The organism is Photobacterium sp. S4TG1 (assembly GCF_036040035.1).
Lineage (GTDB): Bacteria > Pseudomonadota > Gammaproteobacteria > Enterobacterales > Vibrionaceae > Photobacterium.
In genome coordinates this window covers 1-16,973 of record NZ_JAYXUH010000021.1, presented here as the reverse complement: position 1 = coordinate 16,973, position 16,973 = coordinate 1, and the positions used below count along the sequence as shown (strand labels likewise).

16 protein-coding genes and 2 pseudogenes are annotated in these 16,973 nt (G+C 37.6%); 6 read left to right on the top strand and 12 right to left on the bottom strand.

Translation table 11 applies throughout. The annotated features are described in order from the left end of the window. Positions 1–67: 67 nt before the first annotated feature. A complete protein-coding gene (epd, locus tag VXS03_RS18010) occupies positions 68–1,120 on the bottom strand; it encodes an erythrose-4-phosphate dehydrogenase (RefSeq protein WP_327765254.1) in 1,053 nt (350 codons plus the stop codon). 732 nt (positions 1,121–1,852) lie between these two features. Here epd and VXS03_RS18005 point away from each other — a divergent pair. From VXS03_RS18005 to VXS03_RS17990, 4 genes are all read left to right on the top strand, one after another. Next, positions 1,853–2,065: a cold-shock protein gene (locus tag VXS03_RS18005; RefSeq protein WP_327765253.1), complete on the top strand. Its 213-nt coding sequence runs from the start codon at positions 1,853–1,855 to the stop codon at positions 2,063–2,065. Between the two features lie 230 nt (positions 2,066–2,295). Next, a complete protein-coding gene (locus VXS03_RS18000; RefSeq protein ID WP_327765252.1) occupies positions 2,296–2,709 on the top strand; it encodes a NirD/YgiW/YdeI family stress tolerance protein in 414 nt (137 codons plus the stop codon). 287 nt (positions 2,710–2,996) lie between these two features. Further along, the gene (locus VXS03_RS17995; protein ID WP_327765251.1) at positions 2,997–3,692 is read left to right on the top strand and encodes a response regulator transcription factor; all 696 of its coding nucleotides are present in this window, start codon (positions 2,997–2,999) and stop codon (positions 3,690–3,692) included. Then, the gene (locus VXS03_RS17990) at positions 3,692–4,867 is read left to right on the top strand and encodes a sensor histidine kinase (protein ID WP_327765250.1); all 1,176 of its coding nucleotides are present in this window, start codon (positions 3,692–3,694) and stop codon (positions 4,865–4,867) included. The genes VXS03_RS17995 and VXS03_RS17990 overlap by 1 nt, the downstream gene beginning before the upstream one ends. A 503-nt stretch (positions 4,868–5,370) precedes the next feature. Here the strand turns inward: VXS03_RS17990 and VXS03_RS17985 are convergent. The 8 genes and pseudogenes from VXS03_RS17985 to VXS03_RS17950 form a co-directional block, all read right to left on the bottom strand. Next, complete coding sequence (locus tag VXS03_RS17985) at positions 5,371–6,273, bottom strand: hypothetical protein (RefSeq protein WP_327765249.1); 903 nt, start codon at positions 6,271–6,273, stop codon at positions 5,371–5,373. A 2-nt stretch (positions 6,274–6,275) separates the two neighbouring features. Beyond that, positions 6,276–6,802 (bottom strand): annotated as a pseudogene (locus VXS03_RS17980) (IS66 family transposase); the annotation flags it as partial. A gap of 195 nt (positions 6,803–6,997) precedes the next feature. Next, positions 6,998–7,207: a transposase gene (locus VXS03_RS17975; protein WP_327765248.1), complete on the bottom strand. Its 210-nt coding sequence runs from the start codon at positions 7,205–7,207 to the stop codon at positions 6,998–7,000. A 79-nt stretch (positions 7,208–7,286) separates the two neighbouring features. Beyond that, on the bottom strand, positions 7,287–7,955 hold the full coding sequence (locus VXS03_RS17970) for an EAL domain-containing protein (protein ID WP_327765247.1): 669 nt from the start codon (positions 7,953–7,955) through the stop codon (positions 7,287–7,289). 193 nt (positions 7,956–8,148) lie between these two features. After that, positions 8,149–8,868 (bottom strand): hypothetical protein, encoded by a 720-nt coding sequence (locus VXS03_RS17965; protein WP_327765246.1) that lies wholly within the window; start codon positions 8,866–8,868, stop codon positions 8,149–8,151. Between the two features lie 150 nt (positions 8,869–9,018). After that, entirely contained in the window at positions 9,019–9,552 is a 534-nt protein-coding gene (locus VXS03_RS17960) for a DUF5462 family protein (protein WP_327765245.1), read from the bottom strand. 71 nt (positions 9,553–9,623) lie between these two features. Further along, positions 9,624–10,337, bottom strand: a complete 714-nt coding sequence (locus VXS03_RS17955) for a fimbria/pilus periplasmic chaperone (RefSeq protein WP_327765244.1) — start codon at positions 10,335–10,337, stop codon at positions 9,624–9,626. Beyond that, positions 10,327–10,632: a hypothetical protein gene (locus tag VXS03_RS17950; protein ID WP_327765243.1), complete on the bottom strand. Its 306-nt coding sequence runs from the start codon at positions 10,630–10,632 to the stop codon at positions 10,327–10,329. The genes VXS03_RS17955 and VXS03_RS17950 overlap by 11 nt, the downstream gene beginning before the upstream one ends. Before the next feature lie 536 nt (positions 10,633–11,168). Here VXS03_RS17950 and VXS03_RS17945 point away from each other — a divergent pair. Beyond that, positions 11,169–11,501, top strand: a pseudogene (locus VXS03_RS17945) (IS6 family transposase); the annotation flags it as partial. A 75-nt stretch (positions 11,502–11,576) separates the two neighbouring features. Continuing rightward, positions 11,577–12,753 (top strand): IS3 family transposase gene (locus tag VXS03_RS17940; protein ID WP_327765242.1). Its coding sequence is split into 2 segments (ribosomal slippage): positions 11,577–11,845 and positions 11,844–12,753, totalling 1,179 coding nucleotides; the frame shifts between segments, so codons are not numbered across the junction. Here VXS03_RS17940 and VXS03_RS17935 read toward each other — a convergent pair. Genes VXS03_RS17935 through VXS03_RS17925 form a run of 3 tightly spaced genes read right to left on the bottom strand, consistent with a single transcriptional unit; the run spans position 12,746 to position 15,865 of the window. Then, positions 12,746–12,994: a fimbria/pilus periplasmic chaperone gene (locus VXS03_RS17935; RefSeq protein ID WP_327765241.1), complete on the bottom strand. Its 249-nt coding sequence runs from the start codon at positions 12,992–12,994 to the stop codon at positions 12,746–12,748. The genes VXS03_RS17940 and VXS03_RS17935 overlap by 8 nt on opposite strands. Beyond that, complete coding sequence (gene pefC, locus VXS03_RS17930) at positions 12,963–15,299, bottom strand: PefC/AfrB family outer membrane usher protein (protein ID WP_327765240.1); 2,337 nt, start codon at positions 15,297–15,299, stop codon at positions 12,963–12,965. Before pefC ends, VXS03_RS17935 begins: the two co-directional genes overlap by 32 nt. Then, entirely contained in the window at positions 15,296–15,865 is a 570-nt protein-coding gene (locus tag VXS03_RS17925) for a fimbrial protein (protein WP_327765239.1), read from the bottom strand. The genes pefC and VXS03_RS17925 overlap by 4 nt, the downstream gene beginning before the upstream one ends. Positions 15,866–16,973 lie beyond the last annotated feature (1,108 nt).

The window sequence follows — 16,973 nt, the reverse complement described above, 5'->3', positions numbered from 1 at the left end:
TATTTAAAATAAAAGTTCATAAATTTCATGGCCCGGCGTCACTGCCAAACCTAATAATTCTTACTACTTATTTTGACGGCATGACAACAGAATGACCTGTTGCAGCCATTGCTAACGCAGTATCTAACATACGATTTGCAAATCCCCATTCGTTATCACACCACACCAACATTTTGATTAAATGCTGCCCACTGACGCGGGTTTGGGTGCCATCAACAATCGCGCTATGAGGATCGTGATTGAAGTCAATCGACACCAAGGGTGCTTCGGTATAAGTCACTATACCCTTTAATGTACAACGAGACGCATTCAATAATGCTTGATTTACGTCATTAACTTTCACGTTTGTTGTAACAGTAACCGTTAAATCCATGGCGGTGACATTTATTGTGGGCACCCTCACAGAAATAGCTTCAAATTTGTCAGAAAACTTCGGAAAAATACGACCAATACCTAAATGTAATTTGGTATCTACTGGAATAATGGATTGGCTAGCAGCACGCGTTCGGCGTAAATCAGGATGATAAGCATCAATAACTTGCTGATCATTCATTGCAGAGTGAATTGAGGTTATAGCACCCGTTTCAATACTGAAACAATCATCCAACACTTGAATGATGGGCACGATGCAATTCGTCGTACAAGAGCCATTAGAAACAATCGTGTGTTGCTGGGTTAACTGTTGATGGTTAACGCCATATATCACAGTAAAGTCAATATCGTTGGCAGCAGGATGGGAAAATAACACTTTGTTAGCACCAGCATCAATGTGGGCTAAACCATCAGCACGAGAACCAAACTTACCGGTACAATCAAGAACAATATCGACGTCCAAATCGTGCCAAGGTAACAATTTAAGTTCCGGTTGATGAAGCAGGCGAATTTGATCGCGGTGACCATTTTCATGGGCAATAAAAAGATGCTCCTGATCATGACTGACAGGCTTACCGAATCGTCCATGGCTTGAATCATACTGAAGCAGATGAGCCATTGCTTCCGGCTCTGCTAATTCATTGATTGCCACGACGTTAATCTGGTGATGTTTACCACTCTCGTACAGTGCACGTAACACACTGCGACCGATGCGGCCGAATCCATTTATTGCGACTTTTAGTGTCATATCCGTGCTACAAAAAAACCAAGCGGCGTTAGTGTATACCAACCAAGTTTGAGAATCACCATAATTGTGACAACTCTCACTGCGTTTAATTAAATATGTTCATAATCAAACATATCATCACATAAACAACCTTAATAAAAAGATAAAATATGAATAATTAACCACCATAAACCATTATTCATGTAAAAGTTTTATCATCAAAATTGGCTTGTTTAGGGTGTTTTCCACCAATAACCACTACCAAACAAAATAAAAACAGCGACAGATTTATCAGATAAATAATGACAAGTGCTATAGGATAAAACGATATATAAATATCGCTATGTCTTTGCAGTATCCCCTCTATCAATGTACAGCCATGTATACGGCTTATTTATTTTAAAATAACATTGGGCATATCTATTTATAGCGGCTATTTTCGTAACACGATAAAGCAAAACCTCGTTCTATTGATTACGACTAACAAAACAATCAATGCGGTTAAGATTGCAAAAATCCACTGAGCCATTCAATGGGATCACACATACTCCTTTACAACCCTGCATTTTAAATAAATAATCGTCACGCGCTGTTGCTCTGCGTTATTAATGAAACATCAAGTAAAAGTAAAACCCTTAGAATATCTTCGTCAATGTTGTCATCCTCTGTGTTTCCCTTAGCTTCATCGTCGCATTTAATAGTTACGCTTATCAGCACTCACATTTTTTATCTTTTGAATATTAAGGGTTACACATGTCGCATAAAGCAACAGGTTTAGTGAAGTGGTTTAGCGAAGAAAAAGGCTTTGGCTTTCTAACTCAAGACACAGGCAATGCTGACGTGTTTGTTCACAGCAGCGGCATTGCTGATAAAACATTAACCAAACTACCAGAAGGCAAAAAAGTGTCTTTTGATGTCGAGCAAGGTCAAAAAGGCCTACAAGCAATCAATGTTATCATTTTATAACGGCGAAGAAACATAACTAATGACGATCAATAAGACCACGGTTATGTCCTGTGGTCTTTTTTTTATCTTTTACTATCGATAACACAAATTAGACATTATCTTCAAAGCCCTCTCGGTCTTATTCAAAACATCAATCAAAGAAAGCTTACAAAAATGTAAACTACAGGCAAGGTCGGTGTATAGATCGTTAGTTATTATTCTCACATCAAAACACAACAGAGAATTTTACAATGTCTAATAAACGCTTTGCTATGCTACTTGTTCCTGCGGTACTGTTATCAACATCTGTATTTGCGACAACAACACCAGCATCTTCAACAGTGCAACCAATCAATGCCGTAGCAACTCAACAACAAGGCTTTAGTGGCCCAAGTGTTGGTCTAAAAACAGTAAAAGCTGTTCTTGATGCCGGCATGTTCAGTGATGATACCCCTGTCACATTAACCGGACACATTACAAATTCATTAGGTGATGAACATTATCAATTTACCGATGGTACTGGTTCAATTACGATCGATATTGATCATGATAAATGGTTTGGTGCGCAAGTAACCCCACAAACAAAGATCACTATTCAAGGTGAAATTGATCAAGAGTTTAACCATACTGCAATTGACGTGAATCATGTCCGTGTTGTGGGATAATCCCTTTATCACCATCATTAGGCTGCGAGTGCATCAATCACTCGCCGTCTTATCATCTATAGCGTATTAATCTTGCCGACATAACGATAAACTTTATTGTCACACTGTTTACCAACGTCTAATTAAATGCAGGTCATATCACCTCGCATAAAAAATACGCGTTTACACTCTAATAACGTAATAAGTTGTTAGATGCTAAAAAACACCAATATTTACGCCTTTTTAGCACATCAACGAGTTATTCAAATTTTCATCAATAGATTTTATCTGATTGTAAGGCTGCCATTATGCAAATACTGCTTGTCGAAGACGATATTAGTTTAAGTCGTTATATTGAAAAGGGACTCACAGAAGCGGGACATCATGTGCAGTGTATTGATAATGGGAAATTTGCCCTTTCAATATGCATGTCAGAACAATTTGATATCGCCATTGTTGATCGCATGTTACCGGGGTTAGATGGATTATCGTTTGTAAAAGCACTTCGAGCATCTAAAATCTCAATGCCAATTATCTTTCTCACTTCATTAGGCGGCATTGATGATCGCGTTGATGGCTTAGAAGCAGGCGGAGATGACTACTTAACTAAACCCTTTGCCTTTTCAGAATTACTGGCTCGCATATCAGCCTTATCTCGTCGCTCATCAACACTCTCTGAAGCAAAACCCAGTGAATTAGTTTATGGCGATCTCAGTCTTAATTTATTTGATCATACCGCGATCCGCCAAGGACAAGTCTTAACTCTGCAACCAAAAGAGTTTCGTATTCTTGAACTCTTTCTGCGTCATCCAGGACGCGTCATTACTCGAACCATGTTATTAGAGCACGTTTGGGATATCTATTTTGATCCCCAAACCAGTGTGGTGGAAACTCACATTAGCCGTTTACGTAATAAGCTTGAAAAACCGTTTGGTGATCAACTTATTCATACCGTTCGAGGGGCTGGCTACAAGTTAGAACACAAACTTGGGAAAAACGCCTAATGCATCCTTTTATCACGCAACTTCAACAACGATTGCCGACCCCTGTATGGTTACGCAGTTCTGCTATGCAGCAAGGGCTGATGTTTATCATGGTGTCAGTGGTGAGTTTAATTTTGATGTCGAGCCTCACTATTGCGTATGTTGACTATCATCTTGATGAAGTAAATAACAACATTGAACATAACGTTGAAGCCTTTATGCTTGGCACCACCACCGAGATCAACAAAGAACCTATTGATGAAGATGATGTTATCGACGTTTTGGCAACAGGTTTTATCCTATCCGGTATTCTAGTTATACTTTGCAGCTCAGCTATCGTGATTTATATGACGCGACGCAACCAAGCAAAAATTGATCGCATTGAAACGGTATTACGCGCCGCCGCTGATGGTGAGTTATCAGCCAGAACCATGATGTCGAGCCAAACAAATGATCTCACTCGTATCGGCTCAACCGTTGACGAAATGTTGTCACGCTTACAAAGTGTAGTCGCTGCAATGAGCGATATATCCTCCAATATTGCTCATGAATTAAAAACCCCGATTACGCGCTTACAATATAATTTACAAACCTTAAGTGAGATGGCTGACGCTCACGGTGATAAGCTTGATGATGATTTTTCAGAACAACTACAACTGTCACTCAAAGAATCAAACCGGTTAGCAAATATCTTTGATGCTTTACTGCGTATATCTCAAATTGAATCCGGTAATAGACGCCAACGTTTTGAAACCATAAATGTGGTTGACCTCGTCCACACCATTGCTGAAATTTATACCGATGTAGCTGAAGATGCAGACATGAGCTTGGTTCTTGATGCTCAAAAAGAGCCTATTTTCATTCAAGGCGATAAAGAGTTACTGATTCAACAATTTGCTAATTTGGTAGAAAATTCACTGCGTTATTGCCCACAAGCAAGTCAATTAATACTCTCGTGCCACACTGAGCAAGATGATAATGTGGTGATCACCATGGCAGACAATGGCCCCGGAATTGATGACCAAGAAAAACAGCGCGTATTTGAGCGTCTTTATCGAATTAACAAATCCCGCAATGATGGCGGCTTAGGTATCGGGTTAACCTTAGTTAAAGCGGTGACAGATTTACACCAAGGCGAAATCAAACTTTATGATTGTCATCCCGGACTTGGGGTCGAGATTCGTTATCACTGTTAGTCACTTTTGCTATCGCATAGAAATATGAGATGACAGCACCAAATGAATAAAAATACCGCCTTTGAGGCGGTATTTAACAGTATGTCTATTTATGTGCACTAAGCATGTAAACCCAATATAGTAATGTCACTTTTTACCAACTTAGAGATGTCACATTTTGGTATACCTAAAATTACGATAAGAATAACAGATCAAAGTCATATAACTAATTTTTATAGGGTGGACGACACTTGTTACCAAGTGCCGTCTCCCTAAGAACCCAACGTGTAGCTTTCACTGCACTAGGCTTTATTGCAATACTCCAAGTACGTTGTCTTTTTATATGACTAGGATGCTACATCCAATTAATATTTATTGTTGCTGATTGTTGAACTTTCTACAGTATAACTTGGGACCTATTATTTTCTTGTAACGTTGCATCGCCATTTCAACCATAAAGATGGATAACTTTGTGACAGAGCCGCCTAATATTGATGGGTAAAAATCTTTCAGATTCTTACCTATTAAAAAGACTTTTCTAAAGGGTCAAGATGAGACTTCATATATTGTTTAATGGATACATTGAACAATATATGAAATTGTCTATCGGCGGCGATAAAACTTTTAAAACCTGCTTGAATTGCTAAATATTCGAAATTATAATATATATTATTATCTAATAATATTTTTAGAGAAAAACATCTTTTTGTTTGTAAGTAAGAATAAAATTTTATGTTATATTTATTTAATATATTTTGTATTGTCTTTGGTGTGACACCAATTTTTGCTGATAACGATGTTAGAGAAAAATTATTATCTTTATGATTAGAATTGATTACATTTAATATCGTATCAAACATTTCTATTTTTTTTGTTTTTTGATGAATATCTTTCTCTATAGAGAGTGCAATTGTTGAACCTATAATGTTTTTTATTTTCTCCTTTTTTTTATCATTATTTTTTTGATATAAATCATTCATAAACCTATCAACTAAAGATCCAAAAGGTATTTTCATGGAATTCTGCCAAAGGACACAATTAAGATATTTCCTATCGTCATAATCTATATAATTAGTTGTATCTAATATTATAGATACTGATTTTCGCCTAAAAGGAGAAATTACTCTAAACTTAGAATCAGACGATAAAATATTGGATATCCCATTTTTAGATTGTAGAGTAACAGTAGTATTGGTCAGATATAAATCTGACAAGGAGTTAACAATAAAGATAGTATGATCTTTATTATTTAATAATTTCAAATCACTTGTATATGGTTCAGAATCAATTGAAATAATTTTACTTTTATCGTTACATTCATAAAATGAAATTTCATTTTTTCCCTCAGAATCAAAAATGCTCTTTGAATTAAAATCTAACTGTTTCTTTAAAAAGAAATCCCATTCTTTTTCTTTTAAAGTACTCATCATTTTACCTTTAACCTGACGCGCTTTTCATCAATAAACCGCAGGAGCATGAACCCAACAGCCAACGAGAACGGCATGAGTTAGCTCACACCCCTTTATGTAAGTAGCCTGAATAACCTTCTAAAAAATTGACAGGATGATAACCATGCCAACTTGGCTGATAATCATATAATACAATACCCTGAAGGATATTTGTGCTTGGTGTATCACTGCCTGAGCAATAGACCCACTATGTACACGTCTATTTTTCAACATCCAACACCTTCATCGTGGTTTCATCACAATGTAAAGCGAGTTGCTCTAGCATAATACAACGTAACTCGTCGTACAAAGGGATAAAAAGTACTGCACACTTTATTAACCAATCTGCCATTGTGCGTCGACCGATGATAATGCCCCATTGCTGAAATAAGGTTTCCTGACGATAAAGAGGAAGACTATATTGATATTTAGCTGTAATGGTTTGAGTGAGTAGGCTTGAGGTCGCAATCCCTTTAGGGATTGGCGACGCAGGGATGGAGCTTGCTTTATGATTGTTAGGCGTGGTTCCGCTTACGTTATCTGAGTACAAAGAGCGTCAACAATTTGGTCCATTCATAACATTTCTATGGGTCAACACCGCGCTTTGAATAAGATGATTACTTGCTACCGCTAGATTCGCTTTGTGCCAACTTCGTTTAGCGTTAACCTTATGTTTTTCTTGATGCCACTCATCTTTACCAAATCATTTCAATCCCGTAGAGTCAATGGCTATAGCAACAATATCATCGTCTACTTTTTCATCTTTTTTGAATTTTGGCGTCTTAAAACCTAACTGGCTGAGACGCTTAGACAGCAGCATATAGTCTGGACATTGAAGTATCTCTAACCCTAACATTTCAAGAATGTTTTCGATAAAACCTTGCGTTTGACGTAATGGAAATTTGAATACCATTATTAATGGGAGTATAATGATATATATAAATAATCATTTATATCGTATGGCCTCAACGGTTTGAATTATTACAAGCGCATCAGCAATCCATCATGTTTTCTGGTTTTGAAAAATAAAAGCCTTGATAATAGTTAATCCCTAATTGTTTTAATAAGCAAAGTTCTTTCAATTTTTCCACACCTTCACAAACAATTATCACTTTATTATTAATAAAATATATATCATCAATTATTTTTTTAATTTGTTTAAAATCATCACTTTTAATTATCGTTTTGTCTAATTTTACCACATCAAAATCTAATTCCTTTAACCGATAAAGTGTAGAATATTCAACACCGAAGTCATCTATGGCAATTTTAAAACCTAATTCATGAAGTCGTTTAAAGTTTAATTTAGTCTTAATTTTATCTTTAAAATAATCACGTTCTGATATTTCAATAGTAATATTAGTGAGATTAATGCCCTGAGCATTTATTTTCCTCATATCAAAAATATGATTTGATATAAATGAACAGGAAACGTTAATAGAAACTCTTGCATCTTGCAGTTTCTTTGATGTTCTTATATCAGAAAACAGCTTATTAAATAAATAATATTGCGCATTATTATCATTTTTTATATCTTCTAATAGCTGTATTGGTAAACAAATCTTTGATTCTATGTTTGCTCTCAATAATGCTTCATATCCGTATATTTCATCACAATGATAACAAGCCTGATATTGAAAGAAGGAGTCCTTTAACTTCATTTGTTAACCTTAGTAAAGGGAATATTGATAACATTAAATAAATAATATTTAGAGCTATAAATAACCATATTATTAAATTGCATCGGCTTTATGAATGAGCAAATCCGAAAATGGCCCGCTAAACAGCGGGCCCGTCGTATGATGCATTATTCAACTAAATAGGATAGTTGGAAGAACAATACACGGTATGCAATTACGAATATGTCACCACTGCTGGTACTGTTGCGGTCCAAGAGTCAGGAACCGATGCTGTAGGGAACGTGAGCGAGAAATTTCCAAGATCAGTCGCGATCGCAGCATATATGTCGCGTGGGTCATGAGTCTGGGTATTTAATAGCTTATCGATCGATTCTACTGAGAACTCGGGTCTATTCGCTACCGAGGTGCCCTCGATCGCGTTCTTGCCTATCAACGCCCACGCGACACTGCCTAACGCGGAATTGTCGCGTACATTTGCAGGTTTGTTTTGGTCGTAAAATGATGCTCCCGCTGCTGAACTCACCACCATCTGTAGCGATCCCTTCTCGCCTGATCTTCCGCCTGTCGCTTGTACCGTTATATCTTGCTTGCCTTTCGTGATCGTGACGCCCGCGATCTTCACGGTTGGTGCCATTCCTAGGTTACGGGAAGCAACGGACTGTGTTGTGTATCCCTGTAAGAAAGCGATATTTGCTTTCTGTATAGTGTACGTGGTGTTCGTCCCAGTAATTACGCCGCTGTCTTTTTTCATTGTCCACCCCTTGGCTAACGCTTGCGACGCCGTTGGGATTTCCCACTTCCATACTGGCGTTGTACTCGTGATAACACCACTAAAATCTAATTGTCCATTGAACGGGGCTGGCGCTGCTGCATTAGCCGCGCCTGCCGCTAGCATGGTCGATACCGCAACCAGAGATAATACTAATTTTTTCATTTTTTATTCCTTTTTATTATGATATGAACTCTCACGCGTCTGTCTTGTGTGACCGGACGTGCGCGATGAGTATCGTCGCTTCTTGGTACTGCTATACTGCCTCCCCGTCCTAATAATGAATAAAGGACAGGATTTACTGTATTCTTCTTATTAACACCAGCCGGTGATGTCTAACGTCGCATTTAAAGGACCGCGATAGGACATCGGTAACTGTATTCGTAATGGTCGTTCAACGTTAACCGCTAACTGCTTAAATGCTGTGGGAATAATAAATCGAACCGTTGTCCCTTTTTGCTCGCCCACCATATTGACGTGCTGACCATTTAACCTTAAGCCCAATACCGCTCGTATCGTCATTACGCCTGTTCCTAAGGGTTTGGTTATAGTAATAGTTACGTTACCGTCATTATTTTCATTTAATGTGGCATTCTCTATTTCTAGATACTGTAAGATGGTCTTTATATCCTGTTGTCTCACCGTCAATAATGTAGCGTTACTTAATGATTTAGTTATCTCAATATACTGATTATTAATCACCTTACCATTTACCGTCCCAAGTAAAATAGGTGAACGATTGAGACTCAGCGGGTGAGCATTAACAACATGACTGGTAATCAGTAGTACACTGATGGCAGTTAATAAAACAAACGTTGTTTTAATAAACCGGGTAATCATCACCTGCATACTGTCTTTCCTTTGTAGTTAACCAGAATATACTCATAAATAACGTCATCATTGTTACTAATCTCTATTTGTTACATTTTCTTTTCAGTAGCATTAACGTTATTATCTGACGTCTTTAATACATAGGTATTTAAATTACCGTAATCATTTAACGCCTTAACTGCCTTCACTGTTTTACCCGTAATATTCACTTTATCACCCGGCATAAACATCGTTAATTCTTTTGTTTCAGCGGCATTTAAAACAACTGGTTTATTTTTATTATTTAATAACTCACCAATGGAGAAAATATAGGGAGTACTATTAACTAAGTATTTCTCACCCGGTAAATACTCAATCGTCATTCGAGACTCGGCGTCTTTACGTCCTTTCATTAAGGACTGAGGACGATAAATAAGTTTAACGCGCGTTCTAATCGCCATCGATATACCATTACCTTTAAGTAACGGTGGGATTTCTTGTAAATTTAACCAATAAACGGATTCTTTATTTTTAGGCATATAATCGGTCATTTTCATGATACGAAAAACTTGTTTCCCATGGCCTTTTATTTTAAAGAACGAAGGTGTCGCAATAAAGACAGGCCGAGTATCACTTTTATCCATATTTGCCACCCACACTTGGGCGCCATACATTTTATCGGAGGCGTTATTTACAATCGCCGAGATAGACGTAGCGTCTCCATCATAAATATAGCGAGTTGAATCCAATGCCAGCGCGGCTGAGGCAGTATTCACTACCATGAAAGAGCAGACCAAAGCTAATAATGTGCGTTTAATTTTCACAGGTAACCTCTTGTAATTCATGTGTATCTTTAATCTCTGAGCCGTTGATTTTACAACCGCCTAATATCAACGAGTTGGGCTTTTCTATGGCATTAATAAATAACACCTTATTATTAGTAATAAAGCCTAAAGGCGCGCCAGACGCTGAGGTCGCCCACGTACCACTGGGCACAAAATTGCCTTTATTGTCATCCGTTGATGCAATAGCGATACGAATATTATTATCCGCTCCCTTTGTAATTACACCTCGCTCATCAAGTTGAGTTAAGGAATGATTACCAAAAGAAAAAGCCACACGATTATCCCCAGCTAAAAAAGCACTACAGCCGGGTACGGTCGATTGTTTTTCATAAAACTTAATGGTGAAGGGTTTATTTACAACACCTTGATGATTGACACCATTTTTATTATATACACCAAAATCAATCAACCCTTGATGAGATGAACCACCATCAATAACAATAGAGCACGTTGAAGCTACAACCGTACATTAATATTAACTCTACTTTTTAGTGCTAATATTGGAGATGCTATTGCCACAACTGGAAATAAATACAATATAAAAAAGCATATCTTCTTTGTCATAATTAATTCTTTGCTTATCTGAATGATGATGATTTTCGCATATACCTTATGCTTCTTTATTTTTTGTGATTTTATATTAATTAACGAGTGACTATGCATAAAAAGCGAATTATTTACACAAAAAAGCGAATCCCCAACGTTCGGGGTAGTTGGAGCTGGTTTTTCTGTTTGGGTTGTTTATAAAGGTTCTGTCGCAAAGTTATCCATATTTATGGTTAAATAGGCATTATCATTATCTATTCGTTGATCACCATGAACTTTAAAGGTTGCCAGTTTCCATCCTCTCTCATCTTAATGGCTGTTCGTTATTATATTTCTTATAAGCTTAGTTATCGTGAAATTGAAGAAATTCTGGCTGAGCGAGGTATTAATGTTGACCATTCCACATTAAATCGTTGGGTGATTAGATTTGCTCTTTTGTTAGAAATAAGAGCAAGACAATTGAAACGCCCAGTATCTTCTTCATGGCGAATGGATGAAACATATATCAATATTAAAGGGGAATGGTGCTATTACTACCGTGCCGTTGATAAACATGGCGATATTGTCGACTTTTACCTTAGTCGTCAACGTGATGAAAAGTGAAGTGGCATAGTTAATTTGGCCACCTAGTTAGAGGTGATATCATCACCTCATAATTTAATAGGTGACACAATGACTAAAAGAATATGTCCTAATTTTACACCCGAATTTCGATTAGAATCTGCACAACTCGTTTTAGACCAAGGCTACTCGGTAAAAGAAGCTGCTGAAGCAATGAATGTCGGTAAATCAACAATGGATAAGTGGGTTCGACAGCTTAAAGATGAACGTGGTGGGATTACACCTAAAGCAACACCAATGACACCTGACCAGCTTAAAATTCGTGAATTAGAAAAGAAGATTAAACGGATTGAAATGGAGAAAGAAATACTAAAAAAGCAACCGCTCTTTTGGTATCGGACTCATTCAAAACTTCATATTAGTTGATGAATTAAAAGCTTATTATCCTGTATCTATCATTTACAATGTCTTTAATATTCATCGCAGTAGCTATAAATATTGGACGAAACGGCCTAAAACGCAGTCAAAAGAGCAAGTACTATTATCTAGTGAAGTGAAGGCTGCACATCGTGCAAGTGGTGGCTCTGCAGGAGCCAGAACGATTGCAGGTATCGTTACAACTAAAGGCGTACCATTAAGTCGATATAAAGCCACTAACATCATGAAACAACTAGGATTAGTAAGTTGTCAGGTTAAGACACACCGTTATAAAAAAGCAGAAAATGAACATCTAAATATCCCAAATACATTAGATCGCCAGTTTGCAGTTACTGAGCCTAATCAGGTTTGGTGTGGCGATGTGACATATATTTGGTCAGGACAACGTTGGTTGTACCTTGCTGTTGTGATTAATTTATTTGCCCGTAAAGTGATTGGTTGGGCAACGTCAGGCTCACCCAATACAGATCTAACAGGTAAAGCCCTTTCGATGGCTTATGAAGTTCGCGGAGCCCCTAAAGGTGTCATGTTTCATTCAGATCAAGGCTGTCATTATACAAGTAAACAATTTCGCCGATTACTTTGGCGGTATCAAATTACACAAAGTATGAGTCGACGTGGAAATTGTTGGGATAATGCCCTAATGGAACGCTTTTTTAGAAGTTTTAAAACAGAATGGATGCCAACTGCGGGTTATCGCTCATCGAATGAAGCTAAAGTGGCGATCACTAAATACATTATCCGATATTACAACCAAATCAGGCCCCATCAATATAACGGTGGCTTGACGCCTAATGAATCAGAACGCCGATTTAATAATGAATACAAATCAGTGGCCAATTTTACTTGACCACTTCAAACTTTGCGACAGAACCACCACTTTTATCCATATTTGCCACCCACACTTGGGCGCCATACATTTTATCGGAGGCGTTATTTACAATCGCCGAGATAGACGTAGCGTCTCCATCATAAATATAGCGAGTTGAATCCAATGCCAGCGCGGCTGAGGTAGTATTCACTACCATGAAAGAGCAGACCAAAGCTAATAATGTGTGTTTAATTTTCACAGGTAACATCTTGTAATTCATGTGTATCTTTAATCTCTGAGCCGTTGATTTTACAACCGCCTAATATCAACGAGTTGGGCTTTTCTATGGCATTAATAAATAACACCCCATTATTAGTAATAAAGCCTAAAGGCGCGCCAGACGCTGAGGTCGCCCACGTACCACTGGGCACAAAATTACCTTTCTTATCTTTTATTTGTAATAAATAACGTTTTACTGTTACTGAACTAAAAGGAACATAGACAACCGCCCCTCCTGTGGGAACTACTTCTTTATTGGTGGTTAATAACTCTTGGTTAATCGGTAACGTTGAACCATCCAATGTAATACTGTTCACGTTATAGCTACTCACAGGAATAACCGCATTCCCTTTACTGTCTGTGGGATAAGGAGAAGAGGTAAACTTCACTCCTTTAGTATCTTTTACATTCGCAATAACAATGGTGTCTGTTGTATTTCGGGTGAAAATAATATCTTTCTTCGTTGGTAATATAATCGCCGATCCAGATATTGAGGCAGAGCCCGTTATATTTGCCCCAGACTGCGAAATCTGACCATTCAATAATGCACGGTCACCTCGGTAATTAGATTGCAAAGAATACATTTGACTACCATCAGGATAATCCCCTCCCACACTTGCAGAATAATCCAGATTATCCCCTATTGTTGACGAGATACCGGTTGTCATGCTTGTGTTTCCTGTGTTGGAAAGGTTAACACTGGCATAAGAATTATAATCACCAAAGGGAATAGAAACAGACATGGAGACCCCATAGCCAGTATCACTGCCCGTTTTTGAATAAGTCCCCCCAAAATTAAGACTAAAGGCTTTAAAGTTCGCTGACATATTGCCCGTGATACCTAAACTTGTATCACTGTTTCCCCAATACTGTCGCTGCCAACCCGATAACCCCATATCAATATCATTGGTTAATGTCTGCGTCAGACTTAATTGATACTGACTTTTCTGCTGCTGAGAGGTGGTCGCATCCCAAGGCTTAAAATCAGAAAATTCTGTGTAATCTTCATCGGTATACTGTGCCCCCATTAATTGTAAGCTCGTATTCTGACTAAATGTTTTAGCATACGTTAATGAGACCTTTCCTCCGCTATGTATACTGTTATCATCGTATTTTCCATAAGAGTAAGCACCTTGTGCAGCAAGGGTGCCCCAGTTGCCTAATCCACGGACAATCCCAACGCCAGCATTCATATATTTAGGGTATAACAGCGCACTTGACTTTAGAGTGTAATTATCAAAACCATAGCCATAAGAGGCAGCAGCAAAAAGTCCTTTTAATTGAGTCCCTTCATCACCACTCACCCCCGCAAATACACCATACTCTGACTCACCAGGACTCAACATATTGGGCACAATCGTTAGCGGAAACAAATGCGTCGATACGGCGCCATTTGTTTCCGTTATCGTCATGGTAACGTCACCACTATTAAGTAAATTAACGTTCTTAATTTCAAACGGTCCTGGCGGCATCATTTCTGAATAAATGACACTGCCATTCTGCGTTAACGTTACCCGCGCATGAGTCAGCGCGACACCAGAGAATACCGGGGTGTAGCCAATTTTATTGGGTGACATATTGTTATTACTCACAATACTGACCCCCAATAAACTCGGGCTGCCGACTAATGAGTTACTGACAAACGTTTTACCTAAGGTTAAATCTGCATGAATCCCTTGCAATGCACGGGTGACAGACCCCATAGGAACATCAACTTTTTGTTGGCTGACGTTCATGGACGTTGTGGCTATCCATTTGCCGATATTCGCCGTTATCCCTGTTGCACCATAAATTTCCGTGCCCACATTATTAACATTGGTATTGGCATTGTAATCAAGTCGAATTGCACCAATACCATAATCCCAGTTAGGCTTATCCGTCGACTGTTGAGAAAGCCCTTGCTGAGGTATGCCAAAATTAATATTTTGCGTTGAAAAATCAAAATCCACATGACTATTAGGTTCGTTACTTAAAACATAACATTGACGCTGTTGATTAAATTCCTTTGCATAAAAGGTTTTATTAATATTAATACCCGCATTACGTAACCATTCATCACTTAAGCACAGTGCATCTTTATCTTTGGGGGTAACACTCAACACCTGCTTACCCAAATCATTATTATTCAATGCCACATCCACAAGATAACGACCAGGAACATATTTATTATTTAAATTATTCCACGCGGCGGCATCTATTTTCGCCCCTCCTTGTAGAAAATCTAAATTCAACGCTTCAGCATTTACCGAGGTATAATGCAAAGCGAGTATGACGCTTACCGCGATAAGTGACTTTTTATTTATCATTGGTACGTCACCACCAAAGATAACGCTCCGCGATATGTCCCTGCATCAGCCTTATTAAGACCTTCTGCTGTTGCCATAAACCCAAACACACCTTTAGATGCAAAATCTCGAGGGTACGTTAACACCGCATTATTCGACGTTATCTTATTATGGTTACTCACTACATTGTCATCTGTTGATGCAATAGCGATACGAATATTATTACCCGCTCCTTTTGTAATTACACCTCGCTCATCAAGTTGAGTTAAGGAATGATTACCAAAAGAAAAAGCCACACGATTATCCCCAGCTAAAAAAGCACTACAGCCGGGTACGGTCGATTGTTTTTCATAAAACTTAATGGTGAAGGGTTTATTTACAACACCTTGCTGATTGACACCATTTTTATTATATACACCAAAATCAATCAACCCTTGATGAGATGAACCACCATCAATAACAATAGAGCACGTTGAAGCTACAACCGTACCATTGATATTAACTCTACTTTTTAGTGCTAATATTGGAGATGCTATTGCCACAACTGGAAATAAATACAATATAAAAAAGCATATCTTCTTTGTCATAATTAATTCTTTGCTTATCTGAATGATGATTTTCGCATATACCTTATGCTTCTTTATTTTTTGTAATCTTATATTAATTAATATTTTTTGTGATCTTATATTAATTAACGAGTGGCCATGCATAAAAAGCGAATTATTTACACAAAAAAGCGAATCCCCAACGTTCAGGGTAGTTGGAGCTGGTTTTTCTGTTTGGGTTGTTTATAAAGCCACTGATTTTAAAAAGAAAAATGTAAATAAAATATTGGATCTACTTGATAACTGAACAGCTTAAAGGCTTATTGATGGGATGGTGGGTAATATTTGCATCTATTCTGGCTTTTATCGGAGGGGCGTGGATTGTTAATTATATTTATATAACCCCGCTTGCTAATGTGAATGTCAATAAATTAATTGCCGATCCATTTATGTTCATATCGTTTGTCAGTGGTTCAACAATTGGTTTTCTTGTAGTGATTACTCTCTTGAATACTATTTCTAGGCTATTTAGAAGTGGATAGCTACACATTAAAACTATAGTCATCTTACTTTGCATATTTGGAGTGGGCGGTGTCGGAGCTAACGCTGCTCTTTATCATCTTGTCATAACCCCTAATCACATAACCGAATGCTCCAAAAAGATTGGCTACAAGAAAAACTTAATGCGTGAATATGTTTCTGATCTTTCCTTGTGCGAGAAGTTCTAGAGCCTGTCGATTTTGTTTGTCTATTTTCTGAGGTTGAAGTTATTTCAATTTGGAATGATTATCGATGTGATTATGATTTAAGCTATCCTTATTATTTATTTGAAGTAGTTGATAGTAATAATACGTTATTACTAAATAAGTTTATTGATAAAAAAGTGCATGTGATTATATTTTTAAAATTCATCAAACTATACTATAAAGTATGGGGTGCTTAGGTCTACCTTTTTGTATCTAGCTATTACTGTATATTTGTTAGTGCACATAAATAGATTAACTGTTAAATACCGTCCATAGTGACGGTACCCATCAAATCGCCCCTTAAAACGATTCTAAGACCACAAATACCGATCATTCAGCTCGTAGTATGACTTTGCGCTAAAAACGCCTGTATTTAACATATGGCATCTAACATGTACTACCGG